We start from the raw sequence: 26127 nt of genomic DNA, 5'->3' as shown, positions 1-26127 counted from the left end.
TATGCTCCGGAGTCACCATGTCCTTCAGCTGTCCTCTTTGCCACGCGCCCCTGACGCACTCAGATAAAAGTTATACCTGTCCGCAGGGGCATCAGTTTGATATGGCAAAAGAAGGCTATGTGAATCTTTTGCCGGTGCAGCATAAGCGTTCCCGCGATCCAGGCGACAGTGCAGAGATGATGCAGGCGCGTCGCGCGTTTCTTGATGCCGGGCACTATCTGCCGCTGCGGGAGGCCGTCGCGCATATGGTGAATGACATACTGCCTGCTTCAGCCACCGCCGTGCTGGATATCGGCTGTGGGGAAGGGTACTACACCGCACGATTTGCAGAGGTTGCCCGTGATAAGGGTCTAAACACATTCGGTCTGGACGTGTCGAAAGTGGCCATTCGTGCGGCGGCAAAGCGTTACGCGGAAGTGATGTTCTGCGTGGCATCCAGCCACCGACTGCCGTTTGATGATGCCAGCATGGATGCTGTTATCCGCATTTACGCGCCCTGCAAAGCGGAAGAACTGGCTCGCGTGGTGAAACCGGGCGGATGGGTTATCACCGTGACGCCGGGCCCGCGCCATCTGATGGAGCTGAAAGGTCTGATCTACGACGAAGTACGTCTGCATGCCCCTCATTCTGAACAGCTGGCCGGTTTTAGCCTGAAGCAGGAGCAAACCGTGGCGTATGATATGTCGCTCACAGGGGAAGAGGCCACCGCGTTGCTGCAGATGACGCCGTTCGCATGGCGGGCAAAACCGGAAGTATGGGGAACGTTAGCTGCACACACAATATTTCACTGCCAGACGGATTTCAGCATCCACGTCTGGCAGCGCGAAGATTAACCGGCGAAGTGTGCCCAGAGGATCTGGGCACCAATGCCAATGAGCACAATCCCGCCCAGGATCTCTGCGCGTTTACCCAACAACGGGCCGATAAACCGTCCGACCATCATGCCCAGCGTGGACATAATCAGGGTTGCACAGCCAATGGCCAGCGCGGTGGCGATAATATTGACCTGCAGGAATGCCAGACCGACACCGACGGCCATCGCATCAAGGCTGGTGGCAATTGCCGTGGTGACCAGTAGCCAGAATCCGTGGCGCTGCTGCGGCTCCTCGTCATCTTCATCACCGCCGCGAAAACCTTCAATGACCATTCGGCCTCCGAGGAACACCAGCAGGACGAAGGCAATCCAGTGGTTCCACTCCAGCACGAACTGGCTGGCGAGCATGCCAAGTCCCCAGCCGATAAGCGGGGTCAGCGTTTCGATCGCACCAAAAATCAGGCCGGTACGCAGGGCTTCTGAGAATTTAGGTTTGTGAAGCGTGGCGCCTTTTCCGATGGATGCAGCAAATGCGTCCATGGACATGCCAAAAGCGAGGAGGATCGTAGCGGAGATATTCATAACAGCGTCCAGACCGGGGATATCCATATGACACATCACTGCCCCCAGTAAACAGCAGTTGATGTATCTATGGTCTCGCCTGATCCCAATGCACATAAGATGTGCAGTAAGCGATCCGTACGCGCCACGTTTTTCAACGAGTATGTTGACACGTACATTTCCTGTAAACAGGAAATCGGCTACTCCCCAACGACGGGCGCAACCTTAACATATTTTGAGAATATAAAACAACAATGAGGAGGCATTATTTAAAACGTTTGTTGATAACGATTTTCATTTGTCTTTAAGCGTGAAGATATCGTTAACAAATAGAGATCAAATTAACGAATGGGATATAGCAACGGCTATATTTCTTGCACAAGACAAACGCAGAATATAGCCGTTGCTATATATCTAAGCTATTGAGTTTTCAGGAGTAAATTGTATATCTTTTCCAGATCGTCAATATTCTTCACCCGAATAAGCAGGCGGCGTTGTTCTAATTGCATCACCAGCACGCCGTCTTCCGACAAATTCATCTCTTTAATACGGTTATATTCTATCCATACATTGGCGAAGAAAAATCCGCGTGATTTAAAAATGATTTTCGGCGTACGGATCCAGAACAGATAAACAGCCATTAATGCCAGCGCACATAATAACCATGTGGTTAATATTGCACCATGGCTGGTGAAGTTATTGTAAATAAGAATAACGATGAGACCCGCGAAGATAAACGCATCCACGCGCCCGCGTCGCAGAAGGGGAAGGGAGAGCAGCGTCTCGCCGTGACGGCGCGGCATGATGAACTCGTCATAGATCGCGTAAGCCAGAAGGGCAGCAATAAATAGAACCAGTACGATGTCCGTGACAGTCATTCATCCTCCAGATAAAAAAAACCGGGGGCAAGCCCCCGGCCAATAGCGTTGAAACTTAGAGACCCAGCAGGCCGACAGCGTAGCCCGCGATACCGATGATGAAGAAGCCAACGATAATCCACAGCGGGTTCACTTTCTTACGCAGCAGCCACATGCAGGCGAAGGTTAACAGCAGCGGCACCAGGCCCGGCATCAGCTGATCCAGAATCGTCTGCACGGTGGTGACGCGGGTCTGACCATCCTGACCGGTGATGGTCGATACCACCAGCGGGATGTTCACGTGCGTCCACTTGTTAACCAGTGCTCCCATGACAAACAGGCCCAGGATTGACGCCCCCTCAGTCAGTTTCTGCAGGAAGCCGCCGCCCATGTCCTTAACGATGTCCACCCCTTTACGGTAGCCGTAGGCCACACCGTAGTAACGGGTCAGCAGACGCACGGCGTTAAACAGGATGAAGAACAGCAGTGGGCCAAGCAGGCTGCCGCTCATCGCGATACCTGCCCCCAGCGCTGCGAAGACCGGACGCACGGTACCCCAGAAGATAGGGTCACCGACACCGGCCAGCGGACCCATCAGGCCGACTTTAATACCGTTGATGGCACCATCGTCGATCTCTGCGCCGTTTGCACGCTGTTCTTCCATCGCCAGCGTTACGCCCAGAACCGGAGCCGCAACGTAAGGATGAGTGTTAAAGAATTCCAGGTGACGCTTGATCGCCTGACGGCGCGCTTCGTTGTTTTCCGGATACAGGCGTTTGATCGCCGGAACCATGGAGAAGCAGAAGCCGAGCGCCTGCATACGTTCGAAGTTCCATGAACCCTGAAACAGGTTAGAACGGATGAACACGCCACGAATATCACCCGGAGTGAGTTTTTTCTCGGTGGTAGTTTTTGTCATATCAACCATTTCGCTCACCTGTTAGTCCAGTTCGTTATCGAGATCGTTGTTACCAGCAGCCTGCGCTGGGGCACCCGCGACGCGGTTATATTTCGGGCTGAGCTGGATGTAGAGAATCGCCATTACCGCACCAATAACACCCAGTGCAACCAGGTTGAAGTTGGTGAAGGCAGCGGTCACGAAGCCGAGGTAGAAGAACGGCATCAGGTAGCCTGCCCGCATCATGTTGATGACCATCGCATAACCGACGACCACGATCATACCGCCCGCGATATTCAGACCGCCGGTGACCACTTCAGGAATGGCGTTCAGCATGCTCTGCACTTCGCTGGTACCGACAGAGATCGCCACGATAACCGCCGGGATCGCGATACGCATCGCCTGCAGGAACAGGGATGAAACGTGGATCCACGACAGTGCCGTGAGGTTGCCGTTTTCGGCCGCCTTATCCGCCGCGTGCTGGAAGGCAACGGTGATAGTACGAACGATGATAGTCAGCACCTGGCCTGCGGCTGCCAGCGGGATCGCCAGGGCGATACCTGCACCGATACTCTGGTGACCGGCAATAACCAGAACGGTAGAAATGATAGAGGCCAGCGCGGCATCGGGCGCAACTGCCGCGCCGATGTTCATCCAGCCCAGGGCGATCATTTCCAGGGTACCACCGATGATGATACCGGTTTTCATGTCACCCAGAACGGCCCCAATCAGCGTACAGGCTACCAGAGGGCGGTGGAACTGAAATTCATCAAGTACGGATTCCATACCCGCAATACATGCGACGACGAACACCAGCACAATCTGAAGAGTGGTAATCTCCATTGCACTTCTCCTATTACATAAACTTTATATGAGAACCGGCGGGGGCTTATTTCCCAACTTTGCCGATCAAATCCATCATTTTCAGTTTTTGATCCGTGGAAACCTTACGGGCTTCCAGTTCAATACCGCGCGCATTCAGCTTGTTGAATGCCTCGATATCTTTCGCATCGACTGAAATGGCGTTGTTGACCTGCGTTTTGCCCTGACGGAATGCCATACCACCAATGTTCACGGAGGTGATTTTCACGCCGCCTTCAACAATGCGCTCAACGTCTGTCGGGTTAGTGAACAGGAGCATCACGCGTTCGCCCGCGTATTTCGGGTTGTTGTAAACGCGAATCATCTTGGCGACATCCACGACGTGCGCGGTAACGCCAGGAGGAGCAACCTGAGTCAGAAGGGTTTTACGTACGGTATCGGCGGCCACTTCGTCGCTGACCACGATGATGCGTCGAACGTTGGTCTCTTTGGTCCAGCGCGTGGCAACCTGACCGTGGATTAAGCGGTCATCAATACGCGCAAGGCCGATCACCATGTAATCGTTCGGGCCCATTGGTTTTGCCGGTGCAGCTGCTTTTGGTGCCGCAGCAGGCCCAGGGGCAGGTTTTTCAACCGGCTGTGCTTTCAGGGCTTTTACCCCTTCGCGACCGGTTTCAACGGCCAGCGCAACCAGCTCATCGAAGGACGGATTGTCGTCTCGCGCCATGAGGGTTTCCACCAGCATGGGAATATTGACCCCGGCGACAACTTCATAGTGCTCTTTATCGACGACAATGCGGCTGGCGGCATTGAACGGGCTGCCGCCCCATGTATCAACGAGAAACAGCACGCCTTTGCTGGTATCCAGCTTCGCGAGCTGAGCGTTGTACTTCTCTATCAGCGTCTCGGCGTTTTCACCGGGAACGAAATCGATCCAGCCGACGTTTTCCTGCTCGCCCAACAGCATCTCTGCCGTTTTGAGTAGCTGCTCAGCAGCCCAACCATGTGTGCCTATGACAATAGCAATGGTCACTTGCTACCTCCTTTTATTATCATTAATACGCCTGCCAGGCAGCCGTACTGAGAATCGTATTGGCGAACCGAATCGATTCAGATAAGGGTTAGAGTTCAAAAAAACTAAGACTTCCGCGAATTATTTTAGATAGTGAAAAAATAATTTATGTGATGAAGATCCGTAATTTAGCCTCGCGTTAGAGATTTATCCGTAGAGTAAAGCCGCTGTGTTACAGAACTTTGCAAAGGAACGTAAATCTTTGCTAAAAACACATTGTCTCTGATATGTTTAGCCTCCGTTTAATTGTTCAGGAGTATAGGGCTACAGCCCACTATATGGACCGTCACCGACGTCAGTCATCTGCCAGGCCATTTCGCGCCTTATTCACCGGCGATCCTCGCCACGTATCGACTCTGTCTACCTCTGTTTTGCCCACGTTGAGTGGGGCACCGTTTCGTCATTCCTTTAGCAGGAGCTTGTCATGGAATTCTTAATGGACCCGTCAATCTGGGTGGGATTGCTCACGCTGGTAGTGCTCGAGATTGTTCTCGGCATTGATAACCTGGTGTTTATCGCCATCCTTGCGGACAAACTGCCGCCAAAACAGCGTGATAAAGCGCGTCTGATTGGTCTCTCGCTGGCGCTGGTCATGCGACTGGGACTGCTCTCCGTCATCTCCTGGATGGTCACGTTGACCAAACCGCTGTTCTCCGTCATGGATTACACCTTCTCAGGGCGTGATTTAATCATGCTGATCGGGGGGATATTCCTGCTTTTCAAAGCGACGACGGAGCTACACGAGCGGCTGGAAAACCGTCAGCACGATGATGGGCACGGTAAAGGTTATGCCAGCTTCTGGGTGGTAGTGCTGCAGATTGTGGTGCTTGATGCCGTCTTCTCGCTGGATGCGGTGATCACGGCGGTCGGCATGGTGAATCATCTGCCGGTAATGATGGCGGCTGTCGTCATTGCGATGGCGGTCATGCTGCTGGCCTCAAAGCCTCTGACGCGCTTCGTCAACCAGCATCCGACGGTGGTCGTGCTGTGTCTGAGCTTCCTGCTGATGATCGGTCTGAGCCTGGTGGCGGAAGGTTTTGGCTTCCATATTCCAAAAGGCTACCTGTACGCCGCGATTGGCTTCTCGATCCTGATCGAGCTGTTCAACCAGATTGCGCGTCGTAACTTTATTAAGCAGCAGTCAAATCAGCCGCTGCGCGCCCGTACCGCAGATGCCATTCTGCGCCTGATGGGCGGTCGCCGTCAGGTGAACGTTCAGTCTGATTCCGAAAACCACAACCCGGTTCCGGTGCCTGAAGGGGCGTTTGTAGAACAGGAACGCTACATGATTAACGGCGTGCTCTCTCTGGCCTCCCGCTCGCTGCGCGGCATCATGACGCCGCGCGGTGAAATCAGCTGGGTCGATGCTAACCTGAGCGTGGATGAAATTCGCCAGCAGCTGCTCTCTTCACCGCACAGCCTGTTCCCGGTTTGTCGCGGCGAGCTGGATGAGATCATCGGCGTCGTGCGGGCGAAAGAGATGCTGGTGGCCCTGGAAGAGGGCGTCAACGTGGAAGCCGTTGCTGCCGCATCGCCTGCGATTGTCGTACCGGAAACGCTGGATCCGATCAACCTTCTCGGGGTGCTGCGCCGCGCTCGCGGTAGCTTTGTTATCGTCACCAACGAGTTTGGCGTGGTGCAGGGGCTGGTCACGCCGCTGGACGTGCTGGAAGCGATTGCCGGTGAATTCCCGGATGAAGACGAAACGCCAGAGATCGTTGCCGACGGTGAAGGCTGGCTGGTTAAAGGTACCACCGACCTGCACGCGCTCTCGCATACGCTGGGGCTGGAAAACGTCATCAACGATGAAGAAGACATCGCGACCGTTGCCGGTCTGGTTATCGCGGTTAACGGGCAAATCCCGCGCGTCGGAGATGTGATCGAGCTTTCGCCGCTGCACATTACGATCGTTGAAGCCAACGACTATCGCGTTGATATGGTGCGTATTGTTAAAGAACAATCTGCCCACGACGAAGATGAGTAAGCCGGCTTAGCGCAGCGGCATTAAGGGCACGATGTGCCCGTTATGATGCGCTGGCGGGGACGCGCTTCCCGCCAGCCACTTAGGAAAATCCCGTAGCGGCATCGGCCGCGCATAGAAAAAGCCCTGCAGAACAGGCACGCCATGGCGGCGCAAATAGCGCGCCTGCTCCTCTGTCTCGACCCCTTCAGCAACCAGTTCAATATTCAGCCGCTGGCCCAGCGCAATAATCATATCCGTCACCGTTGAATTCACGGCGTCTGTACCAATGGCGGTGGTGAAGGACTGGTCAATTTTCAGCACGTCCGGGTGCAGCTTTTCAAGCCAGGAGAGAGAGCTGTTGCCGGTGCCAAAATCGTCGATAGCGAGCTTCACCCCTTTGCGATGCAGTTCGCGCACGATGCGATAATCCGCATCCAGCAGCGCATCCCGTTCCGTTAGCTCAATCACCAGCTGCTGGCGCGGACTGGCGCTGAACCATAGACGGTTCAGGTCCTGTATCAACACCGCGTTACGGAAATGGCTGGCAGCGACGTTAAGGCCGATGTGAAAACCGGCGCTGGCGGGAAAGTAGCCTATCTGGCGCACCGTTTCGGCGATCACATAGCGGGTCAGGGGGACAATCAGGTTATGTTCTTCTGCCAGAGGAATAAACACTTCCGGAGAGATCCATCCCTGACGCGGATTATTCCAGCGCAGCAGGATCTCCACGCCAGTGCACGCCTGGGTACGGGCATTCACCAGCGGCTGGCAGAAAAGCTCAAATTCCCGGCCCGCAATCCCCATATCGATCTCCCACGTGAAGCTCATCCGGTTTGCCGTTGCCAGCCAGGCGAGATAGCCCAGCAGCAGGCTCAGCATAAGCCCGAGAGGCAGCTGGGCTGGCAGGCTTTTTAAGGCTAACTCTCCAGGGCCTGGCCCGCTGACCGTAATGGTGAAAGGATTTCGGGTTGATGATTGCTGGAAAAGCGAGCCTTCCTTATCAAACGTCAGGCTGTCGCTGACGCGTTGTCCATAGCGCAGAAAGCGATCGCCTACGGTCAGCGCCACGTCATTGATGAGCGGGCGCTGGGGCTCCAGAATCATTTTGGCGATCAGATCGATATTAATGATCTCGATGACGCCTGCTTCACCGTCCTGAGAAACAGGATACCACTGGATCAATATCGGGCTACCCTTAAGCAGCCACTGGTCGCTCGATAAAATCAGCTTCGCTGTGCTGGCGGGTAATTCTTTCAGGAAGTCGCGAACGGGCACATTGCGGCTGCCGAAAATACTCGAGCAGTACAGAATACCGTCTTTAATCAGGGCGATGGAGCGTACCGTCTGCAAAATGGCTGCCTGCTTTCGCAGCGCGAGGTGCGCCTGCGGGCAGGGCTGCCCCACCAGGGGCTGCAGCACGCTGCGGCGGTTCTCTAAAGAAAGCAGGACGTTATCAAGGGCGCGAACGGTGTGGCTGGTAAAATCGAGGATCCGCTGTTGGTTAACATTGCGCTGCGAAATAAAGCGAATGCCTAACGTCAGGATGAGCGTGAGGAGCGCAACCGTGACACAGACGATAACGCGTTTTCGGCGATAGTTTTTAATGATCGTTTGTGCAGTTTGCATGAACGGTCGCCTGATAAGCCACCAGCCACAAAAGCCGGACGCAACAGTGAAAGTGTAGTGGGGAAAGCAGAAGGAGACGAGAAAGAAGAGGGAAATTCGCCCATCCGTTGCAGATGGGCGAAAAGCAGTATTAGTCGCACTGCACCTTAATGGCCAGGCCACCACGGGACGTCTCGCGGTATTTCGCGTTCATGTCTTTACCGGTTTCGTACATGGTTTCAATCACCTTATCCAGCGATACGCGAGGTTCGCTGGTACGGCGCATCGCCATACGTGAGGCGTTGATGGCTTTCACCGAGGCAATCGCGTTACGCTCAATGCACGGCACCTGCACCTGGCCCGCGACCGGATCGCAGGTCAGACCGAGGTTATGCTCCATACCGATTTCAGCCGCCACGCAGACCTGCTCAGGGCTTGCGCCCAGCAGCTCTGCCAGACCCGCCGCCGCCATGGAGCAGGCCACGCCGACTTCACCCTGACAGCCCACTTCCGCACCGGAAATGGAGGCATTCATCTTGTACAGCGCACCGATTGCACCTGCCGCCAGGAAATAGCGGATGTAGATATCAGGCGTCACGGGCTCAATAAAGTGATCGTAATACGCCAGCACTGCCGGAACGATACCGCACGCGCCGTTAGTTGGCGCCGTCACGACGCGTCCACCGGCGGCGTTTTCTTCGTTAACCGCCAGGGCAAACATGTTTACCCAGTCGACCACGTTCATCGGGTCGTTGGAAAACTTGTCCGTGGTCACCAGCATACGGCGCAGGGCGGAGGCACGACGCGGCACGCGCAGTGGACCCGGCAGAACGCCTTCGGTGTTCATCCCGCGATCGATACAGGCGCGCATGGTTTGCCAGACGTTAGCAAAATAGTCTTCAATCTCTTTCTTGCTGTGCAGGGCCAGTTCGTTCTGCATCACCATGCCGGACAGTGAAAGACCGGTCTCTTTGCAGTAGCCCAGCATCTCGGTAGCCGATTTGAACGGGTACGGTACGCTGACGTCGCCGACGCTATCTTTGCCAAAATGCTCTTCATCCACGATGAAGCCACCGCCGATGGAGTAGTACGTTTTGCTGTAAATCTCTTTTTCACCGCTGTAAGCGTGAATGGTCATGCCGTTTTCATGCAGCGGCAGGTTGTCGCTACGGAAACGCATGCCGTCATCCTGCGGGAAATCGACTTCCTGCTGGCCGTTTGCCAGCAGCAGGCGGCCGCGTGTTTCCACGTCGCGGATGAATGCCGGGATGGCATCAATATCAACGGTATCCGGCATATTGCCTGCCAGACCCATAATAATGGCGATATCGGTGTGGTGGCCTTTACCCGTTAATGACAGCGAGCCGTAAACATCCACGGCGACACGGGTAACGCTTTCCAGTAATCCTTTTTCGACCAGATCATCGACGAACTGTTTACCGGCCTTCATCGGGCCAACAGTATGGGAAGACGAAGGGCCAATTCCCACTTTGAACATGTCGAATATACTAATCACTTTCACACTCCTGACAGGGTTACCGGGGTTCCAGTAACGATGTTATAACTGCGCATAGTGTAAGAGGGAACACCGACCTCGGCTTAACTATTCACATGAATTAAACTAATGGTTGACGATGGGTTTTGCTAATAGCGCGACGCGGATCGCAAACCTGCGAAAAAGGATGGAATGTAAAGTATAGTCAAGGCTTCAGGCCGATTTGCAACGCCAGTTCACGAATAATGCCCGCCGTCATGCCCCAGACAAAATAATGCTGATACCAGGACAACCAGACCCGATGGTCATGCCCTCGTCGATGAATATCCAGCGGATGATAACGGCTTAGCCGGAGCGCCTCTTCAAGCGGCATTTCAAACACTGCAGAGACTTCATCGACGCTGGCGTGATACTGCAGGTCCGGCGGGATAATACCTACCACCGGCGTGACCTGAAAACCGGTGACGCTATCTACGGGCGGCAGCACGCCAATGACCTCCACCGTCTCAGGCGGAATGGCAACTTCTTCCTGCGCTTCACGCAGCGCGGCGGCAATCAGCGAGGCGTCGGAGCTGTCTACTGCGCCACCCGGAAAGGCGACCTGACCCGCGTGCTTGCGTAAATGGGGAGAACGCTGGGTGAGCAGCAGGCCCGGCTGCGCGCGACGCACGACCGGGATCAGCACGGCCGCCTGACGCTGATTCAGCGCCTCGCGGTTGACCTGCGGTCTTAGTAGCTGAAATCGAGATAAAAAATCATCCAGCGTCAGGTTCTCTTTTTCCACCCGTGATTACTCCAGTTGTTTCAGGATACGGTTAACTTTATCAAAGGTTTCCTGATATTCCGCGTCGACCTGGCTGTCGGCAACAATACCGCCCCCGGCCGAACAGTAAAGGTTTCCGTCGCAGGCCGTCAGCGTGCGAATGGTAATGCTGGTATCCATGGTGCCGCACAGGCTGATATAGCCGATGCTGCCGCACCAGGCGTTGCGGCGGTGCGGCTCCAGCTCATCAATGATCTCCATCGCCCGCACCTTTGGCGCGCCGGTGATGGAGCCGCCCGGAAACGCGGCGCGGAGCAGATCGCAGGCGGTGCGAGAGGCGGGCAGACGCGCGGTTATGGTGCTGACCAGATGATGCACTGCCGGGAAAGGCTCGACGACAAACAGTTCCGGCACGCGCACGCTGCCCGGTTCGGCGACACGGCCGATGTCGTTACGCATCAGGTCCACAATCATCAGGTTCTCGGCGCGGTCTTTCGGCGAGGCGGCAAGTTTTTCCGCCTGCTGGCGATCGGCGTCGGGATCGGCAAGACGCGGCAAGGTGCCTTTAATAGGACGGGTTTGAATCGTGCCCTCGGCCAGATGAATAAATCGCTCGGGTGACAGACTGAGTATTGCACCCTGTTCCAGACGCACAAACGCGCTAAACGGCGCCTTGTTGCTGGCATTAAGACGGGTAAACGCCTGCCACTCGTCTCCCTGATACGTCGCCTGGAAACGCTGGGCGAGGTTAACCTGATAGCAGTCACCGCTTTGCAGGTATGCCTGAACGCGAGCGAATTTTTCGGCATACTCCGCTGCACTCATATTTGAGCGCCAGCCGGAGGTCAATGTGAACGTCTGTGCCGGTGCAGGCTGCTGCGATTCAAGCCACGCCAGACGCGCCTTCACGTCATGATGGCTCAGCAGGGAAACCGTTTTTTTCTGGTGATCGACAATTAACGCCCAGTCGTACAGCCCCACGGCCATGTCGGGCAGGGAAATATCAGCCTGCGCATGCTCGGGCAGCGCTTCGAAACGGCGACCCAGATCGTAGCCAAACAGGCCCAGCGCGCCTCCCTGAAAAGGGAAGTCCGGGTTCGGCGCGGCTGATAAGCCCAGCGCGTTAATGGCTTGCTGAAGCTGCGCCAGCGGATCGCCAGTTAAGGACAGGTCATCGGTTGTCAGCGTCTTTAGCGGATCGGCCACCAGAATGTCGAAGCGGCTGTAGGGGTGGTCCGCATGACCGGAGTGCAGCAGCATCGCAAACGGAAGATGGCTCAGGCGGGCAAACCAGTATTCAGCGGCGTCTGTTCGCCAGGGCAGGGTAATAACAGTGGGGAAGCGCATGTTCATGTGTGGCATACTACCGGGCAGCGTGAAATAATTAGCGCGAATAATTTAGCAGGAGTTGACGATGTTTGCAGGTTTACCTTCTCTGAGCCATGAACAGCAGCAGAAAGCGGTTGAGCGAATTCAGGAACTGATGTCCCAGGGGATGAGCAGCGGACAGGCGATTTCCCAGGTGGCGGAAGAACTGCGCGCCACGCATACCGGCGAGCGGATCGTGGCGCGTTTCGAGGATGAAGATGAAGAGTAATCGTGCTTAAACCGCCGCGATAATCTTAATCTCTACCTTGTATTCCGGCTTCATCAGCGTGGCCTGTACGGTGCAGCGTACAGGCGCGTGACCCGCCACAACCCACGCATCCCAGGCTTTGTTCATTGCCGCGAAATCATCTTTGTTTGCCAGGAAAATCGTCGCATCCAGAATGCGGGATTTGTCGCTGCCCTGTTTTTCCAGCACCGCATCAATCTGCGCCAGAGTGTTAGCCGTTTGCTCGAACGCATCCGCATCCAGGTTAGCCGGTACGCCGGTGTAGTAGAGCGTCTGGTTATGGATAACCACATCAGACCAGCGGGCTTCGGCATCAATGCGCACAATTGTCATAAACGTTTCCTCGTTATTTTTCGTCGTCAGGCGGCAAGACTGCCATATTGTTCTCGTGTCGTCACTATTTGGGGTGGCACAGGAGAGGATGGGCTGACATAATCCCTGTGCAAAAATACAGTGAGAGAGCACCGTGGCAGACGATTTTTCCCCTGAAGGTCAATTAGCGCAGGCTATTCCCGGCTTCAAACCCCGTGAACCTCAGCGCCAGATGGCGCATGCAGTTGCACGCGCCATTGATAAGGCTCAGCCGCTGGTGGTCGAAGCCGGAACCGGCACGGGTAAAACGTATGCTTACCTTGCTCCGGCGCTGCGGGCCAAAAAAAAGGTGATCATTTCCACCGGATCGAAGGCGCTGCAGGATCAGCTCTACAGCCGCGATTTGCCCACGGTGGCCAAGGCGCTGAAATACAAAGGCCGTTTGGCCCTGCTGAAGGGACGCTCTAATTATCTCTGCCTGGAACGTCTTGAGCAGCAGGCGCTGGCGGGCGGCGACCTGCCGGTGCAAACCCTGAGCGACGTCATTATTCTTCGCGCCTGGGCGAACCAGACGGAAGAGGGCGATATCAGCACCTGCGCGAGCGTGCCGGAAGATTCCCCGGCCTGGCCGCTGGTGACCAGCACTAACGACAACTGTCTCGGCAGCGACTGTCCGCTGTATAAAGACTGCTTCGTGGTGAAAGCGCGCAAAACGGCGATGGATGCGGATGTGGTGGTAGTGAACCACCATCTGTTCCTCGCGGATATGGTCGTCAAGGATAGCGGTTTCGGCGAGCTGATTCCTGAGGCGGACGTGATGATCTTCGACGAGGCCCACCAGCTTCCGGATATCGCCAGCCAGTACTTTGGTCAGTCGCTTTCCAGCCGCCAGCTGCAGGATCTGGCGAAAGATTTCACCATTGCCTACCGGACCGAACTCAAAGATACCCAGCAGCTGCAGAAGTGCGCCGACCGTCTGGCGCAGAGCGCGCAGGATTTCCGTTTACAGCTCGGCGAGCCGGGCTATCGCGGCAACCTGCGCGAGCTGCTGGCGGACAAAAACATCCAGCGCGCGCTGCTGCTGCTCGATGATGCCCTTGAACTCTGCTACGACGTGGCGAAACTGTCGCTTGGACGTTCCGCCCTGCTGGACGCGGCCTTCGAGCGCGCCACGCTGTATCGCGGGCGGCTCAAACGGCTTAAAGAGATCAATCAGCCGGGGTACAGCTACTGGTATGAATGCACTTCGCGGCATTTCACGCTGGCGCTCACGCCGCTGACGGTGGCGGATAAATTTAAAGAGGTGATGGCGCAAAAGCCGGGAAGCTGGATCTTCACCTCGGCAACCCTGTCGGTGAATGACGATCTGCATCACTTCACCGAGCGTCTCGGCATTGAGCAGGCGGAATCCTTGCTCCTGCCCAGCCCGTTCGATTACGAAAAGCAGGCGCTGCTCTGTGTTCCCCGTAATCTGCCGCTGCCGAACCAGCCGGGTGCGGCGCGCCATCTGGCCGCGATGTTAAAACCGATGATCGAGGCCAACAACGGCCGCTGTTTTATGCTCTGCACCTCTCACGCTATGATGCGCGACCTCGCCGAGCAGTTCCGCGCCAACATGACGCTGCCGGTGCTGCTGCAGGGCGAAACCAGCAAAGGTCAGCTGCTCCAGCAGTTTGTCAGCGCCGGAAATGCCCTGCTGGTAGCCACCAGCAGCTTCTGGGAAGGGGTGGACGTGCGCGGCGATACGCTCTCGCTCGTGATCATTGATAAGCTTCCGTTTACCTCCCCGGGCGATCCGCTGCTCAAGGCGAGGATGGAAGACTGCCGCCTGCGCGGCGGCGATCCGTTTGATGAGGTTCAGCTCCCGGATGCGGTCATTACCCTTAAGCAAGGGGTAGGGCGCCTAATCCGTGACGTCACCGATCGGGGCGTGCTGGTCATTTGCGATAACCGGCTGGTGATGCGTCCTTACGGGGCAACCTTCCTTGCAAGCCTGCCGCCCGCGCCGCGGACGCGGGACATAAAACGCGCGGTGCGTTTCCTGGCAAATCCAACGGCGGAGTAATTTACCCCGGAGTATGCTAAGATGCGCGCCATTTTGTGACTGACCCTTGCGAGAGCGCGACGACTGATGCGAATTCTGGCTATTGATACCGCGACAGAGGCTTGCTCTGTCGCTCTGTTGAACGACGGTGCTGTTTCTGCCCATTTCGAAGAGTGCCCCCGGGAACACACCCAACGCATTCTGCCCCTGGTAAAAGCCATTTTAACCCAGGGCAACACCTCCTTAACCGACCTCGACGCGCTGGCCTTTGGCCGTGGCCCCGGAAGCTTTACGGGCGTACGTATCGGGATTGGCATTGCGCAGGGGCTGGCGCTGGGCGCCGAACTGCCGATGATCGGCGTCTCTACCCTCGCCACCATGGCGCAGGGAGCATGGCGCATGACCGGGGCAACGCGCGTGCTGGCCGCGATTGATGCCCGCATGGGCGAAGTTTACTGGGCCGAATACACCCGCGACGAGCAGGGCGTGTGGCACGGTGAAGAGACGGAAGCCGTGCTTAAGCCGGAAGCGGTCACTGAACGACTGAAGCAGCTGTCAGGCGAGTGGGCAACCGTCGGCACCGGCTGGCCAGCGTGGCCTGAGATGGCGAACGACACCGGGTTGACGCTGGTGGACGGCAACATGCTTCTGCCGGCTGCGGAAGATATGCTTCCGATTGCCAGCCAGCTGCTCGCAGCAGGCAAAACCGTGGCCGTTGAACACGCGGAGCCGGTTTATTTGCGAAACACCGTTGCGTGGAAGAAACTTCCGGGCCGCGAGTGAATCTCAGTAACAGGAACTGAGAAAAAGGAGTCGCATCATGGCGGTCCAGACTAAAGTAGTACGCCTTATTATGGCAGGCGCAGTTGCCATAGCACTGAGCGGATGCGTTTCCGTTCCTGATGCGATTAAGGGCACCAGCCCGACGCCACAGCAGGATCTGGTTCGGGTGATGAATGCCCCTGAGCTGTACGCCGGCCAGGAAGCGCGCTTTGGCGGTAAGGTGATAGACGTACAAAACCAGCAGGGGAAAACCCGCCTGGAGATCGCAACCGTTCCGCTGGACAGCGGCGCGCGGCCTGTACTGGGCGAGGCCTCTCGCGGGCGTATCTACGCGGACGTGAGTGGTTTCCTCGATCCGGTCGATTTTCGCGGACAGCTAGTGACCGTTGTCGGGCCGATTACCGGCGCCGTACAGGGCAAAATCGGCAGCACGCCGTATAAATTTATGACCATGCAGGTCAACGGATATAAGCGCTGGCGGTTAGCACAGCAGGTGATCATGCCGCCTCAGCCGATCGATCCGTGGATGTGGGGTCCGCATCCTTATCGTTACGGCTACCCGGGCTGGGGCTGGTATAACCCGGGACCTGCACAGGTACAGACGATCGTTACTGAGTAACTTACTGTTATTGTTAGAAAAGAGACAGCGGTTCAGCCGCTGTCTCTGTTTTTTTACGGATAAAACGAAAAAAAAGAGTGACGCGCTTCGCAACCTTAAATCTGAACAATTAATAAACTGGTACGCTGAGTTAATATAATGTTAACAAACTGTTTATTATCGGGGTTGTGATGACGACGAACACTCATTTCAGAGGTGATGCATTGAAGAAGGTTTGGCTTAACCGTTATCCCGCAGATGTTCCTGCTGAGATCAATCCTGACCGTTATCAATCCCTGGTGGAATTATTTGAACACTCGGTAAGGCGCTACGCGGACCAGCCCGCATTCGTGAATATGGGCGAGGTGATGACGTTCCGTAAGCTGGAGGAGCGCAGCCGGGCGTTTGCGGCGTATCTTCAGGAAGGGCTGGGGCTGCAAAAAGGGGACCGCGTCGCGCTGATGATGCCAAACCTGCTGCAATACCCGGTGGCGCTGTTCGGTATCCTGCGTGCCGGGATGATTGTCGTCAACGTCAACCCGCTGTACACCCCGCGCGAGCTGGAGCATCAGCTTAACGACAGCGGCGCGGTCGCGATTGTCATTGTGTCCAACTTTGCCCATACGCTGGAAAAAGTGGTCGACAAAACCCAGGTGAAACACGTCATCCTGACGCGCATGGGGGACCAGCTCTCTACCGCCAAAGGCACGCTGGTTAACTTTGTCGTCAAATACGTCAAGCGTCTGGTGCCAAAATATCACCTGCCGGACGCTATCTCCTTCCGCAGGGCGCTGCATGCGGGCTATCGGATGCAGTACGTCAAGCCGGAAGTGGTCTCAGAAGATCTCGCCTTCCTGCAGTATACCGGCGGTACCACCGGCGTGGCGAAAGGCGCTATGTTGACCCACCGCAACATGCTGGCGAACCTTGAGCAGGTCAACGCAACCTACGGGCCGCTGCTGCATCCCGGCAAAGAGCTGGTCATTACGGCGCTGCCGCTGTACCACATTTTCGCACTGACCATGAACTGCCTGCTGTTTATTGAGCTCGGCGGTCAAAACGTGCTGATCACCAACCCGCGCGATATCCCGGGACTGGTGAAAGAGCTGGCAAAATACCCGTTCACCGCCATGACCGGGGTAAATACCCTTTTCAACGCGCTGCTTAATAACAAAGAGTTCCAGCAGCTGGACTTCTCCACGCTGCACCTCTCTGCGGGCGGCGGCATGCCGGTCCAGCAGGCGGTTGCCGAGCGCTGGGTGAAGCTCACCGGTCAGTATCTGCTGGAGGGCTATGGCCTGACGGAATGCGCGCCGCTGGTCAGCGTTAACCCGCATGATATCGACTATCACAGCGGAAGCATTGGTCTGCCCGTTCCTTCCACTGAAGCGAAACTGGTCGATGATAACGATAATGAAGTTGCGCCGGGTGAGCCGGGTGAGCTGTGCGTTAAAGGTCCGCAGGTGATGCTGGGCTACTGGCAGCGTCCCGACGCGACCGACGAAATCATCAAAGACGGCTGGCTGCATACCGGCGACATCGCGGTGATGGATGAGGAAGGCTTCCTGCGTATTGTCGATCGCAAGAAAGATATGATTCTGGTCTCCGGCTTCAACGTCTATCCGAATGAGATCGAAGACGTGGTTATGCAGCACAGCGGCGTACTCGAAGTGGCAGCAGTAGGGGTGCCTTCCGGCAGCAGCGGTGAAGCGGTGAAGATATTTGTGGTCAAGAAAGATCCTTCTCTCACCGAGGAAGCGCTGATAACGTTTTGTCGTCGTCAGCTGACGGGCTATAAAGTGCCGAAGCTGGTGGAATTCCGCGACGAGTTGCCGAAATCCAACGTCGGGAAGATATTACGACGAGAATTACGTGACGAAGCCCGTGCCAAAGTAGACAATAAGGCCTGAGCTTCACGCTAATCGCCCAGACGCCGGTTAAGCCGGCGTTTTTTATGGGCGCAAACAAAAGAGAATCCGTTTTGAATTACCAGATGATCACGACTAACGACGAGCTGGCTTCGCTGTGCGAAGTGACGCGCGACTTTCCTGCCATTGCCCTGGATACCGAGTTTGTCCGTACCCGAACCTATTATCCGCAGCTGGGTTTGATTCAGATGTACGACGGTAAACACGTGTCGCTGATCGACCCTCTCGGCATTACCGACTGGACGCCGATGCGTGACCTGCTGCTCGATACCGCCGTGACGAAATACCTGCACGCGGGCAGTGAAGATCTGGAAGTCTTTCTGAACACCTTTGGCATCATGCCTCAGCCGCTGATTGATACGCAGATCCTCGCGGCGTTCAGCGGTCGTCCGCTGTCGTGGGGTTTTGCCGCCATGGTGGAGGAGTATACGGGCCTGACGCTGGATAAGAGTGAATCCCGCACCGACTGGCTGGCGCGTCCGCTAACCGCACGCCAGCTGGAATATGCGGCGGCAGACGTGTTTTACCTGCTGCCGATCGCCGGACAGCTGATGAAAGAGGCGGAAGCCTCCGGATGGCTCGCTGCTGCGCTGGACGAGTGCCGAATGACCCAGCAGCGCCGTCAGGAAGTGGTGGATCCGAAAGAGGCATGGCGCGATATCAGCAACGCCTGGCAGCTGCGAACGCGTCAGCTGGCATGCCTGCAGCTGCTGGCAGACTGGCGCTTGCGTAAAGCACGCGAGCGCGACCTGGCCGTTAACTTCGTCGTCCGTGAAGAGCATCTCTGGGCGGTGGCGCGCTATATGCCGGGCAGCCTCGGCGAGCTTGACAGCATTGGGCTTTCGGGCAGCGAGATCCGTTTCCACGGTAAAACCCTGCTGGCGCTGGTCGCAAAAGCGCGGGAGCTGCCGGAAGATGCGCTGCCGGAACCGCTGCTGAACCTGATGGACATGCCGGGCTATCGCAAGGCTTTCAAGGACATCAAAGCGCTGGTGCAGGCAGTTGCAACCGAAAGCAAACTGAGCGCGGAACTGCTCGCCTCACGTCGTCAGATTAACCAGCTGCTGAACTGGCACTGGAAGCTGAAGCCGCAGAATGGCGTGCCGGAAATGATGGCGGGATGGCGCGGGGAATTGATGGCCGATCGCCTGAATACGCTGCTGGAAGGCTATCCTCGATAAAAAATATGCCGGGTGATAAACCCGGCATATTCCCCCGGTGGCGCTGCGCTTACCGGGGCTATGAAATCACAAACCTACGGACGCGACTCTTCCGCTTCCGGGAGCGTCACGTTCAGCTCCAGAATCGAAATATCCCCGTCTTTTTGTTCCAGCTGCACCGTCACCATCTCCGGGTCAATCTGCACGTACTTACAGATCACTTCCAGGATGTCCTTGCGCAGCTGCGGCAGGTAGTGAGGCTCGGCGTCGCTACGACGACGCTCCGCAACGATAATTTGCAGACGTTCTTTTGCGATGTTGGCGGTGTTCTTTTTCCGCGAGAGAAAAAAGTCCAGTAATGCCATAACTTATCCTCCGAACAGGCGTTTGAGGAAACCTTTCTTCTCTTCTTCAATGAAGCGGAAAGGACGTTCTTCTCCCAGCAGACGGTCAACGGTATCGGCGTAAGCTTTACCTGCATCTGCCATTGTATCAAGGATCACTGGCTCGCCCTGGTTAGAGGCGCGTAACACGGACTGATCTTCCGGGATAACGCCGACCAGCTTAATGCGCAGGATCTCAAGCACGTCTTCCATGCTCAGCATGTCACCTTTGTTCACGCGGCCCGGATTGTAGCGGGTGAGCAGCAGGTGTTCTTTAATCGGGTCTTCGCCATTTTCCGCACGACGGGATTTAGAGGCGAGGATCCCCAGAATACGGTCTGAGTCACGCACGGATGAAACTTCAGGGTTGGTGGTGATGATCGCTTCATCAGCGAAGTAGAGCGCCATCAGGGCACCGGTTTCGATGCCGGCAGGGGAGTCGCAGACAATGAAGTCGAAATCCATTTTTTTCAGATCGTCGAGCACCTTTTCCACCCCTTCACGGGTCAGGGCGTCTTTGTCACGCGTCTGAGATGCCGGGAGAATGTAGAGGTTCTCGGTGCGCTTGTCTTTAATCATCGCCTGGTTCAGCGTGGCATCGCCCTGAATGACGTTCACAAAGTCATACACGACGCGACGCTCACATCCCATGATGAGGTCGAGGTTACGCAGACCGATATCGAAGTCGATAACGATGGTTTTCTTTCCCTTCTGGGCCAAACCAGTAGCGATGGCCGCGCTGGAGGTGGTCTTGCCAACGCCTCCTTTACCCGAAGTAACAACAATAATGCGTGCCATAGAAATTCCTTGTTAAAAAGGGATCAATTCAACGGTTGAACGGTCAACGCGTCGTCTGCCAGAAGCAGGCGAGCCGCTTTGCCATAAAATTCGGCTGGGATCTTGTCGCTCAGCCAATATTCACCTGCGATGGACACCAGTTCCGCCGTCAGGTGAGTACAAAATATTTGCGCATCTCGATCGCCACTTGCACCTGCGAGCGCACGTCCACGCATCATACCGTATACGTGAATATTGCCATCTGCAATCAGCTCAGCGCCAGCACTGACGTGGCTTGTAACAATCAGATCACAGTTTGGTGCATAAATGCGCTGACCGGAACGAACCGGCACATCAATCATTCGCGTTTTTGTGACGGTAGTAACGTTTTGCACCGCAGGAGGGGGTGTTTCGACGGCAACGGGGGCCGCACGCGAGGCTTTTTCTTTGCCCTCATTCAGAAGGGGCAGCCCTGCACGCTCAATTTCCGCTTTCAGCTCAGAATCTTTGCAGCCGCTGATGCCCACGATACGCAGTCCGGTGGAGGAGACGGCCTGCTGGAGAAGTTTCCAGTTAACCGGCGCCTCAAGACCGCTGACGTTGATAACAACAGGGGCGTGCTTCAGAAAGGCGGGAGCCTGGGCGATTTTGTCTTCTAACGCCTGACGAATAACCTCGGGTTTTGCATCATGCAAATGTACCACTGATAAGGTGAAGCTACTGCCTTTAAGCTCGATGGGCGTGTTTGACATCCTGGCCTTACTCAATTTGCTATTAACCGCAACCACTCGCTGCGATATTCCGAAGAGTATCAGGCATGTTATAGTCAGGAGTATATTGAGGCAAGCAACCACCCATTAATTCAGAGTAAAAACATGTTTTGTGTGATCTACAGAAGTACAAGCCGTGACCAGACCTATCTTTATGTCGAAAAGAAAGACGATTTTTCACGCGTGCCTGAAGAATTAATGAAGAACTTTGGCCGACCACAGCTGGCTATGCTGCTGCCGCTTGATGGTCGTAAGAAACTGATTAATGCCGATCTGGATAAAGTGAAAACGGCCTTAGCCGAGCAGGGCTATTATTTACAGCTTCCACCGCCACCCGAGAATTTATTAAAACAGCATCTTGAGGCGAACGGTAAAAAATAGCCTCAACTGTTTTTGCGCACAACACATCAACCGTTTAGGGGTCGACCATGTATCAACATCATAACTGGCAAGGTGCATTACTGGATTATCCCGTCAGCAAAGTGGTTTGCGTAGGCAGCAACTATGCAAAACATATTCAGGAGATGGGCAGCGCGACGCCAGAAGAGCCGGTTCTGTTTATTAAGCCTGAAACGGCGCTTTGCGATATCCGCCAGCCGCTGGCGCTGCCGCAGGGGCTCGGCTCAGTGCATCACGAAGTGGAACTTGCCGTGCTGATTGGTGCAACGCTTCGCCAGGCCTCAGAAGAACATGTTCAGAAAGCGATAGCCGGATACGGCGTGGCGCTGGACCTGACCCTGCGTGACGTGCAGGGAAAAATGAAGAAAGCAGGGCAGCCGTGGGAAAAAGCCAAAGGGTTTGATAATTCCTGCCCGATCTCGGCGTTTGTGCCGGTGAGCGAATTTACCGGCGATCCGCAGGATACCCCGCTCAGCCTGAAGGTTAACGGCGAGATCCGCCAGCATGGCACCACGGCAGACATGATCCATAAGATTGTGCCGCTGATCGCCTACATGAGCCGCTTCTTTACCCTGAAACCGGGTGATGTGATCCTGACCGGCACGCCGGAAGGCGTTGGCCCGCTCGTGAGCGGTGACGAGCTAGAGGTCGGTTTTAACGGCCTGTCGCTGAAAACCCGCGTGCTGTAATCTCCTCTTGCCGCCTGAAGAGGGCGGCAAAACTTGCAACAACGTGCCAGACTCGTTATAAGGTGCGCTTTCTTTTGACGTGTGGACATCCTGATGAACGACATCCCTTTCTGGCAAAGCAAAACTCTCGACGACATGACTGACGCGGAATGGGAATCATTGTGCGACGGCTGCGGGCAGTGCTGCCTGCACAAGCTGATGGATGAAGATACGGATGAAATCTACTTCACCAACGTTGCCTGCAAGCAGCTAAACATTAAAACCTGCCAGTGCCGCAACTATGAGCGCCGGTTTGAATTTGAGCCGGACTGCATAAAGTTAACCCGGGATAATCTGCCGACGTTTGAATGGCTGCCGCATACCTGCGCGTATCGCCTGCTGGCGGAAGGGAAAGGTCTGCCTGACTGGCATCCGTTGTTAACCGGTTCAAAAGCGGCGATGCACGGCGAGCGTATCTCTGTGCGCCACATTGCGGTGAAAGAGTCCGAGGTGCGGGACTGGGAAGATCACATCATGAATCACCCGACCCGTTGAGATTAAAAAACCCGCCGAAGCGGGTTTTTTATTATGCGCGGGTGTGTCGGGTGGCGCTGCGCTTACCCGACCTACAAAACCGTAGGCCCGCGCAAGCGAAGTGCCGCCGGGCAACTTAGCGCCCAAAGAGATCGCGTTTCTTCGGTTTGAACGGCTGAGCGATCAGCACCAGCAGCGCCACGATGAAGTAGGCGGCAAAAATGCCTACCAGCCACTGCGGCATCTCCAGCGTCAGGAATTCCCACTGACGAACGGAGCAGTCACCGGATGCGACAAACACCTGCGGCAGCCATTTATCCAGCGGCAGCCAGCTCGGGAAGCGGGCGGCAAAATCGCAGGTCATAAACGGCGACGGATGCAGCTGCATCATGGTGTGCTGCCAGGAGAGTTCAATCCCTTTCCAGGCGCTGTACAGCCAGATCGCGATAGCGGCATAGCGAAGCGGCGACTTCGGCGCAATCGCGCCCACCAGGCCCGCCCCCATAATGCCGAACAGCGCGCAGCGTTCATAAATACAAAGCACGCAAGGTTTCAGTCCCATTACGTGCTGGAACCACAGCGCGACCATTTCCAGCGCAAAGGCGGTCAGGGCCATTAACAACCACGCTCCGCGACCGCGGGAGCACTGGTTTAAAAATCTCAACATAATCATTTCCCTGGAACATGCTTAGAAAGCGCAGTGTAAACGAATTCGTTTATCGCGCCACCTGTACCTGGCGAAATAAAACGTAATTGGATGTTTATCGTGCGAAAAGGCAAACGGGCAGCGAACTGCCCGAGATGCATAGTTTACTGCGCCGCAAGTATACCCGCTTGTATCAACCATTGCGTACAGGGAATGAGGGTAATTTTGACGCAAAGCAATCCCACGATCGTGAGCACCAGCGTGTAGGGCAGCGCCATCCACACCATCCGGCCATAAGAAAGACGTATGAGCGGCGCGAGAGCGGAGGTCAGCAGGAACAGGAAGGCGGCCTGGCCGTTTGGCGTCGCCACCGACGGAAGGTTGGTGCCGGTATTGATCGCCACGGCCAGTAGCTCAAACTGTCTGGCGCTGATAACGCCTTGCTCCATAGCGGCTTTGGCCTCGTTGATGTAGACCGTCCCGACAAAGACGTTATCTGAGATTGACGAGAGCAGGCCGTTAAACAGGTAAAACAGCGACAGCTGAGCATCCGGTGACGCCTGTAATACAAAGGCAATAATCGGCGCGAAGAGATGCTGGTCGATAATCACCGCCACGACCGCAAAGAACACCGCCAGCAGGGCGGTAAACGGCAGGGCTTCGGTAAACGCTTTACCGATGGCATGTTCGTCCGTCACGCCGGTAAAGGTGGTGGCGAGAATAATGACTGACAGGCCTATCAGCCCCACTTCGGCAAGATGAAGCGCCAGCGCGGCGATAAGCCAGACGCCGATGATCCCCTGAGCAATCAGGCGCAGCGTCTCCTGGCGGGTCCGCTGGCGTCGGCTCTGCAGATCGAATTTATGCAGTTCCTGACGTACCGGCTCCGGGAGTTGGGCCCCATAGCCAAAGAGGCGAAATTTTTCCACCAGCAGACAGGTCGCCAGGCCGCAGATAAGCACCGGTACGCTGACCGGGGCCATTCTCAGGAAGAAATCACCGAAGTGCCAGCCCGCCGCTTTGGCAATGATCAGGTTTTGCGGCTCGCCCACCATGGTCATTACGCCGCCCAGCGCGGTACCGACCCCAGCGTGCATCATCAGGCTGCGCAGAAACGCGCGGAACTGTTCCAGCACGTCACGGTTATGCGCATCGACGTGACTGTCATCCTGCAAATCTTCACCCGGACGAGAGGAGGCCACGCGGTGATAAATACCGTAAAACCCAACCGCGACGCTTATCACCACCGCGACGACCGTCAGCGCGTCCAGGAAGGCCGACAGGAAGGCGGCGGCAAGGCAAAACGCCAGCGAGAGGAACATTTTTGACGGAATGCTGAGCAGCAGGCGCGTGAAGATAAACAGCAGGAGCTGTTTCATGAAGTAGATGCCCGCCACCATAAACATCAGCAGCAGAAGCACTTCGAGATTTGACGCCAGCTCTGCTTTGACATGTTCGGCGCTGGTCATGCCGATGACGACGGCTTCAAACGCCAGCAATCCGCCCGGCAGCAGGGGATAACATTTTAGCGCCATGGCCAGGGTGAAGATAAACTCTGCCACCAGCAGCCAGCCGGCGATAAAGGGATTCACACTAAAAATGATGGGATTAACGACCAGGAAAACCAGCAGTATCAGCTTATACCAGTCAGGAGACTGACCTAAAAAATTGCGCCACAGCGCGCGCCCAAAAGAAATTTCCACAACAGACGTCCTTCCCGTCAAGTAAGACAAAACATCAGTATACGCAAAAAATGCGGCCTGGAGGCGGATGAGGCGGCATTGTAAATTTCACAAAAATGAAACGGCGATCCCTCTTTTCTCTCTTTGCCGCGCTACCTGCCACTGGCTGCCTCTGGTATGATGAGTCCAATTTGCTAAAGCTGTGTAATGGAAATCTCACTATGGTCATTAAGGCGCAGAGCCCGGCGGGTTTCGCGGAAGAGTACATCATTGAAAGCATCTGGAATAATCGTTTCCCTGCGGGGTCCATTCTTCCGGCTGAACGCGAACTCTCTGAACTGATTGGCGTCACTCGCACCACGCTGCGTGAAGTGCTTCAGCGGCTGGCGCGCGATGGCTGGTTGACGATCCAGCATGGTAAGCCTACGAAAGTAAACAACTTCTGGGAAACATCCGGGTTAAACATTCTTGAAACGCTGGCGCGTCTCGACCATGAAAGCGTGCCGCAGCTCATTGATAATCTGCTCTCCGTTCGCACCAACATCGCGACGATCTTTATTCGTACAGCTTTCCGTCAGCATCCGGAAGACGCCCTTGCGGTGCTGGCCAGCGCGAACGAGGTGGAAGATCATGCCGATGCCTTTGCCACCCTCGATTACAACGTGTTTCGCGGCCTGGCGTTTGCCTCCGGCAACCCGGTTTACGGCCTGATCCTCAACGGTATGAAAGGGCTCTATACCCGCATTGGCCGCCACTACTTTGCCAATCCGGAAGCCCGCAGCCTGGCGCTGGGCTTCTACCATAAGCTGAGCAAGCTCTGTACCGAAGGCCTGCACGATCAGGTTTATGAGACGGTGCGCCGCTACGGTCACGATTCCGGTGAAATCTGGCACCGTATGCAGAAAACGCTGCCGGGTGATTTAGCGATTCAGACCCGCTAAAAGAAAAACCTCTCGTATGAGAGGTTTTTTTTCGTCG

At 55.8% G+C, this 26127-nt stretch carries 27 protein-coding genes; 12 read left to right on the top strand and 15 right to left on the bottom strand.

Going from position 1 to position 26127, the window contains the following annotated elements; genetic code table 11:
- Positions 1-17: 17 nt before the first annotated feature.
- A complete protein-coding gene (rlmA, locus tag AB3N39_RS12410) occupies positions 18-833 on the top strand; it encodes a 23S rRNA (guanine(745)-N(1))-methyltransferase (protein ID WP_133294675.1) in 816 nt (271 codons plus the stop codon).
- Here rlmA and mntP read toward each other — a convergent pair.
- The 5 genes from mntP to manX all read right to left on the bottom strand — a co-directional run bounded on the left by mntP (position 830) and on the right by manX (position 4985).
- Positions 830-1396, bottom strand: a complete 567-nt coding sequence (mntP, locus tag AB3N39_RS12405; RefSeq protein ID WP_127731419.1) for a manganese efflux pump MntP — start codon at positions 1394-1396, stop codon at positions 830-832. The two genes, rlmA and mntP, sit on opposite strands and share 4 nt — an antisense overlap.
- 398 nt (positions 1397-1794) lie before the next feature.
- The gene (locus AB3N39_RS12400) at positions 1795-2253 is read right to left on the bottom strand and encodes a DUF986 family protein (protein WP_136195767.1); all 459 of its coding nucleotides are present in this window, start codon (positions 2251-2253) and stop codon (positions 1795-1797) included.
- Positions 2254-2308: 55 nt separating this feature from the next.
- Positions 2309-3160, bottom strand: a complete 852-nt coding sequence (locus AB3N39_RS12395; protein WP_028018668.1) for a PTS mannose transporter subunit IID — start codon at positions 3158-3160, stop codon at positions 2309-2311.
- A gap of 12 nt (positions 3161-3172) precedes the next feature.
- Positions 3173-3973: a PTS mannose transporter subunit IIC gene (manY, locus tag AB3N39_RS12390; protein ID WP_008500490.1), complete on the bottom strand. Its 801-nt coding sequence runs from the start codon at positions 3971-3973 to the stop codon at positions 3173-3175.
- Positions 3974-4019: 46 nt separating this feature from the next.
- Positions 4020-4985 carry a PTS mannose transporter subunit IIAB gene (manX, locus tag AB3N39_RS12385; protein ID WP_367896764.1) on the bottom strand — a complete coding sequence of 322 codons (966 nt, stop codon included), beginning with the start codon at positions 4983-4985 and terminating at the stop codon, positions 4020-4022.
- A 463-nt stretch (positions 4986-5448) separates the two neighbouring features.
- Between manX and yoaE the strand changes: the two genes are divergently transcribed.
- Positions 5449-7008, top strand: coding sequence for a CNNM family cation transport protein YoaE (yoaE, locus tag AB3N39_RS12380; RefSeq protein WP_111964792.1), 1560 nt, complete (start codon positions 5449-5451; stop codon positions 7006-7008).
- Between the two features lie 6 nt (positions 7009-7014).
- Here yoaE and AB3N39_RS12375 read toward each other — a convergent pair whose 3' ends face one another.
- From AB3N39_RS12375 to pabB, 4 genes are all read right to left on the bottom strand, one after another.
- Positions 7015-8613: a cyclic diguanylate phosphodiesterase gene (locus AB3N39_RS12375; protein WP_133294672.1), complete on the bottom strand. Its 1599-nt coding sequence runs from the start codon at positions 8611-8613 to the stop codon at positions 7015-7017.
- A 130-nt stretch (positions 8614-8743) separates the two neighbouring features.
- On the bottom strand, positions 8744-10108 hold the full coding sequence (gene sdaA, locus AB3N39_RS12370) for an L-serine ammonia-lyase (RefSeq protein ID WP_023312197.1): 1365 nt from the start codon (positions 10106-10108) through the stop codon (positions 8744-8746).
- Between the two features lie 184 nt (positions 10109-10292).
- Positions 10293-10871, bottom strand: a complete 579-nt coding sequence (locus tag AB3N39_RS12365) for a CoA pyrophosphatase (protein WP_111964789.1) — start codon at positions 10869-10871, stop codon at positions 10293-10295.
- A 6-nt stretch (positions 10872-10877) separates the two neighbouring features.
- Positions 10878-12203 carry an aminodeoxychorismate synthase component 1 gene (pabB, locus tag AB3N39_RS12360; protein ID WP_133294670.1) on the bottom strand — a complete coding sequence of 442 codons (1326 nt, stop codon included), beginning with the start codon at positions 12201-12203 and terminating at the stop codon, positions 10878-10880.
- 61 nt (positions 12204-12264) lie between these two features.
- Here pabB and AB3N39_RS12355 point away from each other — a divergent pair, with 61 nt between their 5' ends.
- On the top strand, positions 12265-12447 hold the full coding sequence (locus AB3N39_RS12355; protein WP_008500497.1) for a YoaH family protein: 183 nt from the start codon (positions 12265-12267) through the stop codon (positions 12445-12447).
- 6 nt (positions 12448-12453) lie between these two features.
- Here the strand turns inward: AB3N39_RS12355 and AB3N39_RS12350 are convergent, their stop codons facing one another.
- Entirely contained in the window at positions 12454-12798 is a 345-nt protein-coding gene (locus tag AB3N39_RS12350) for a RidA family protein (RefSeq protein WP_008500498.1), read from the bottom strand.
- 133 nt (positions 12799-12931) lie between these two features.
- Between AB3N39_RS12350 and AB3N39_RS12345 the strand changes: the two genes are divergently transcribed.
- The 5 genes from AB3N39_RS12345 (at position 12932) to rnd (ending at position 19311) form a co-directional block, all read left to right on the top strand.
- Positions 12932-14842, top strand: a complete 1911-nt coding sequence (locus tag AB3N39_RS12345) for an ATP-dependent DNA helicase (RefSeq protein ID WP_367896763.1) — start codon at positions 12932-12934, stop codon at positions 14840-14842.
- A gap of 66 nt (positions 14843-14908) precedes the next feature.
- Positions 14909-15604 (top strand): tRNA (adenosine(37)-N6)-threonylcarbamoyltransferase complex dimerization subunit type 1 TsaB, encoded by a 696-nt coding sequence (tsaB, locus tag AB3N39_RS12340; RefSeq protein WP_023293934.1) that lies wholly within the window; start codon positions 14909-14911, stop codon positions 15602-15604.
- A gap of 37 nt (positions 15605-15641) precedes the next feature.
- Positions 15642-16223, top strand: a complete 582-nt coding sequence (locus tag AB3N39_RS12335; protein ID WP_367896762.1) for a Slp family lipoprotein — start codon at positions 15642-15644, stop codon at positions 16221-16223.
- Positions 16224-16426: 203 nt separating this feature from the next.
- Positions 16427-18112, top strand: a complete 1686-nt coding sequence (fadD, locus tag AB3N39_RS12330; protein WP_072253790.1) for a long-chain-fatty-acid--CoA ligase FadD — start codon at positions 16427-16429, stop codon at positions 18110-18112.
- 71 nt (positions 18113-18183) lie between these two features.
- On the top strand, positions 18184-19311 hold the full coding sequence (gene rnd, locus AB3N39_RS12325) for a ribonuclease D (protein WP_248174482.1): 1128 nt from the start codon (positions 18184-18186) through the stop codon (positions 19309-19311).
- 74 nt (positions 19312-19385) lie between these two features.
- Here the strand turns inward: rnd and minE are convergent, their stop codons facing one another.
- Genes minE through minC form a run of 3 tightly spaced genes read right to left on the bottom strand, consistent with a single transcriptional unit; the run spans position 19386 to position 21202 of the window.
- Positions 19386-19655, bottom strand: a complete 270-nt coding sequence (minE, locus tag AB3N39_RS12320; RefSeq protein ID WP_008500504.1) for a cell division topological specificity factor MinE — start codon at positions 19653-19655, stop codon at positions 19386-19388.
- Positions 19656-19658: 3 nt separating this feature from the next.
- A complete protein-coding gene (gene minD, locus AB3N39_RS12315) occupies positions 19659-20471 on the bottom strand; it encodes a septum site-determining protein MinD (RefSeq protein WP_023312187.1) in 813 nt (270 codons plus the stop codon).
- A 23-nt stretch (positions 20472-20494) separates the two neighbouring features.
- Positions 20495-21202, bottom strand: coding sequence for a septum site-determining protein MinC (minC, locus tag AB3N39_RS12310; RefSeq protein ID WP_111964785.1), 708 nt, complete (start codon positions 21200-21202; stop codon positions 20495-20497).
- A 123-nt stretch (positions 21203-21325) separates the two neighbouring features.
- On the opposite strand from minC, the gene AB3N39_RS12305 reads away from it, so the two are divergent.
- From AB3N39_RS12305 to AB3N39_RS12295, 3 genes are all read left to right on the top strand, one after another.
- Positions 21326-21601, top strand: a complete 276-nt coding sequence (locus AB3N39_RS12305; protein WP_029742143.1) for a YcgL domain-containing protein — start codon at positions 21326-21328, stop codon at positions 21599-21601.
- Positions 21602-21648: 47 nt separating this feature from the next.
- Positions 21649-22308, top strand: a complete 660-nt coding sequence (locus tag AB3N39_RS12300; protein WP_252093127.1) for a fumarylacetoacetate hydrolase family protein — start codon at positions 21649-21651, stop codon at positions 22306-22308.
- Positions 22309-22401: 93 nt separating this feature from the next.
- Entirely contained in the window at positions 22402-22842 is a 441-nt protein-coding gene (locus tag AB3N39_RS12295; protein ID WP_024909872.1) for a YcgN family cysteine cluster protein, read from the top strand.
- A gap of 115 nt (positions 22843-22957) precedes the next feature.
- On the opposite strand, the gene dsbB is transcribed toward AB3N39_RS12295, so the two are convergent.
- Both dsbB and nhaB read right to left on the bottom strand, forming a co-directional pair.
- Positions 22958-23488, bottom strand: a complete 531-nt coding sequence (gene dsbB, locus AB3N39_RS12290) for a disulfide bond formation protein DsbB (RefSeq protein WP_063408593.1) — start codon at positions 23486-23488, stop codon at positions 22958-22960.
- A gap of 143 nt (positions 23489-23631) precedes the next feature.
- Positions 23632-25170, bottom strand: coding sequence for a Na(+)/H(+) antiporter NhaB (nhaB, locus tag AB3N39_RS12285; RefSeq protein ID WP_252093126.1), 1539 nt, complete (start codon positions 25168-25170; stop codon positions 23632-23634).
- A 200-nt stretch (positions 25171-25370) separates the two neighbouring features.
- Between nhaB and fadR the strand changes: the two genes are divergently transcribed.
- Positions 25371-26090, top strand: coding sequence for a fatty acid metabolism transcriptional regulator FadR (gene fadR / locus AB3N39_RS12280; protein ID WP_023336056.1), 720 nt, complete (start codon positions 25371-25373; stop codon positions 26088-26090).
- Positions 26091-26127: the final 37 nt, after the last annotated feature.

The sequence above is a fragment of the Enterobacter vonholyi genome (genome assembly GCF_040834095.1).
In the GTDB taxonomy this organism is placed as follows: domain Bacteria; phylum Pseudomonadota; class Gammaproteobacteria; order Enterobacterales; family Enterobacteriaceae; genus Enterobacter; species Enterobacter vonholyi.
Note: the sequence above shows the minus strand (reverse complement) of the source record. Positions and strands in the feature narration are given on the sequence as shown.

Excerpts from the sequence above, each read along its gene's own strand:
- AB3N39_RS12305 (WP_029742143.1), top strand. The coding sequence starts at position 21,326 with ATGTTTTGTGTGATCTACAGAAGTACAAGCCGTGACCAGACCTATCTT.
- AB3N39_RS12295 (WP_024909872.1), top strand. The coding sequence starts at position 22,402 with ATGAACGACATCCCTTTCTGGCAAAGCAAAACTCTCGACGACATGACT.
- mntP (WP_127731419.1), bottom strand. The coding sequence starts at position 1,396 with ATGAATATCTCCGCTACGATCCTCCTCGCTTTTGGCATGTCCATGGAC.
- AB3N39_RS12335 (WP_367896762.1), top strand. The coding sequence starts at position 15,642 with ATGGCGGTCCAGACTAAAGTAGTACGCCTTATTATGGCAGGCGCAGTT.
- AB3N39_RS12375 (WP_133294672.1), bottom strand. The coding sequence starts at position 8,613 with ATGCAAACTGCACAAACGATCATTAAAAACTATCGCCGAAAACGCGTT.
- AB3N39_RS12400 (WP_136195767.1), bottom strand. The coding sequence starts at position 2,253 with ATGACTGTCACGGACATCGTACTGGTTCTATTTATTGCTGCCCTTCTG.
- dsbB (WP_063408593.1), bottom strand. The coding sequence starts at position 23,488 with ATGTTGAGATTTTTAAACCAGTGCTCCCGCGGTCGCGGAGCGTGGTTG.
- yoaE (WP_111964792.1), top strand. The coding sequence starts at position 5,449 with ATGGAATTCTTAATGGACCCGTCAATCTGGGTGGGATTGCTCACGCTG.
- minD (WP_023312187.1), bottom strand. The coding sequence starts at position 20,471 with ATGGCACGCATTATTGTTGTTACTTCGGGTAAAGGAGGCGTTGGCAAG.
- pabB (WP_133294670.1), bottom strand. The coding sequence starts at position 12,203 with ATGAACATGCGCTTCCCCACTGTTATTACCCTGCCCTGGCGAACAGAC.
- AB3N39_RS12395 (WP_028018668.1), bottom strand. The coding sequence starts at position 3,160 with ATGGTTGATATGACAAAAACTACCACCGAGAAAAAACTCACTCCGGGT.
- rlmA (WP_133294675.1), top strand. The coding sequence starts at position 18 with ATGTCCTTCAGCTGTCCTCTTTGCCACGCGCCCCTGACGCACTCAGAT.
- fadR (WP_023336056.1), top strand. The coding sequence starts at position 25,371 with ATGGTCATTAAGGCGCAGAGCCCGGCGGGTTTCGCGGAAGAGTACATC.
- AB3N39_RS12350 (WP_008500498.1), bottom strand. The coding sequence starts at position 12,798 with ATGACAATTGTGCGCATTGATGCCGAAGCCCGCTGGTCTGATGTGGTT.
- AB3N39_RS12300 (WP_252093127.1), top strand. The coding sequence starts at position 21,649 with ATGTATCAACATCATAACTGGCAAGGTGCATTACTGGATTATCCCGTC.
- AB3N39_RS12355 (WP_008500497.1), top strand. The coding sequence starts at position 12,265 with ATGTTTGCAGGTTTACCTTCTCTGAGCCATGAACAGCAGCAGAAAGCG.
- minC (WP_111964785.1), bottom strand. The coding sequence starts at position 21,202 with ATGTCAAACACGCCCATCGAGCTTAAAGGCAGTAGCTTCACCTTATCA.
- tsaB (WP_023293934.1), top strand. The coding sequence starts at position 14,909 with ATGCGAATTCTGGCTATTGATACCGCGACAGAGGCTTGCTCTGTCGCT.
- minE (WP_008500504.1), bottom strand. The coding sequence starts at position 19,655 with ATGGCATTACTGGACTTTTTTCTCTCGCGGAAAAAGAACACCGCCAAC.
- manY (WP_008500490.1), bottom strand. The coding sequence starts at position 3,973 with ATGGAGATTACCACTCTTCAGATTGTGCTGGTGTTCGTCGTCGCATGT.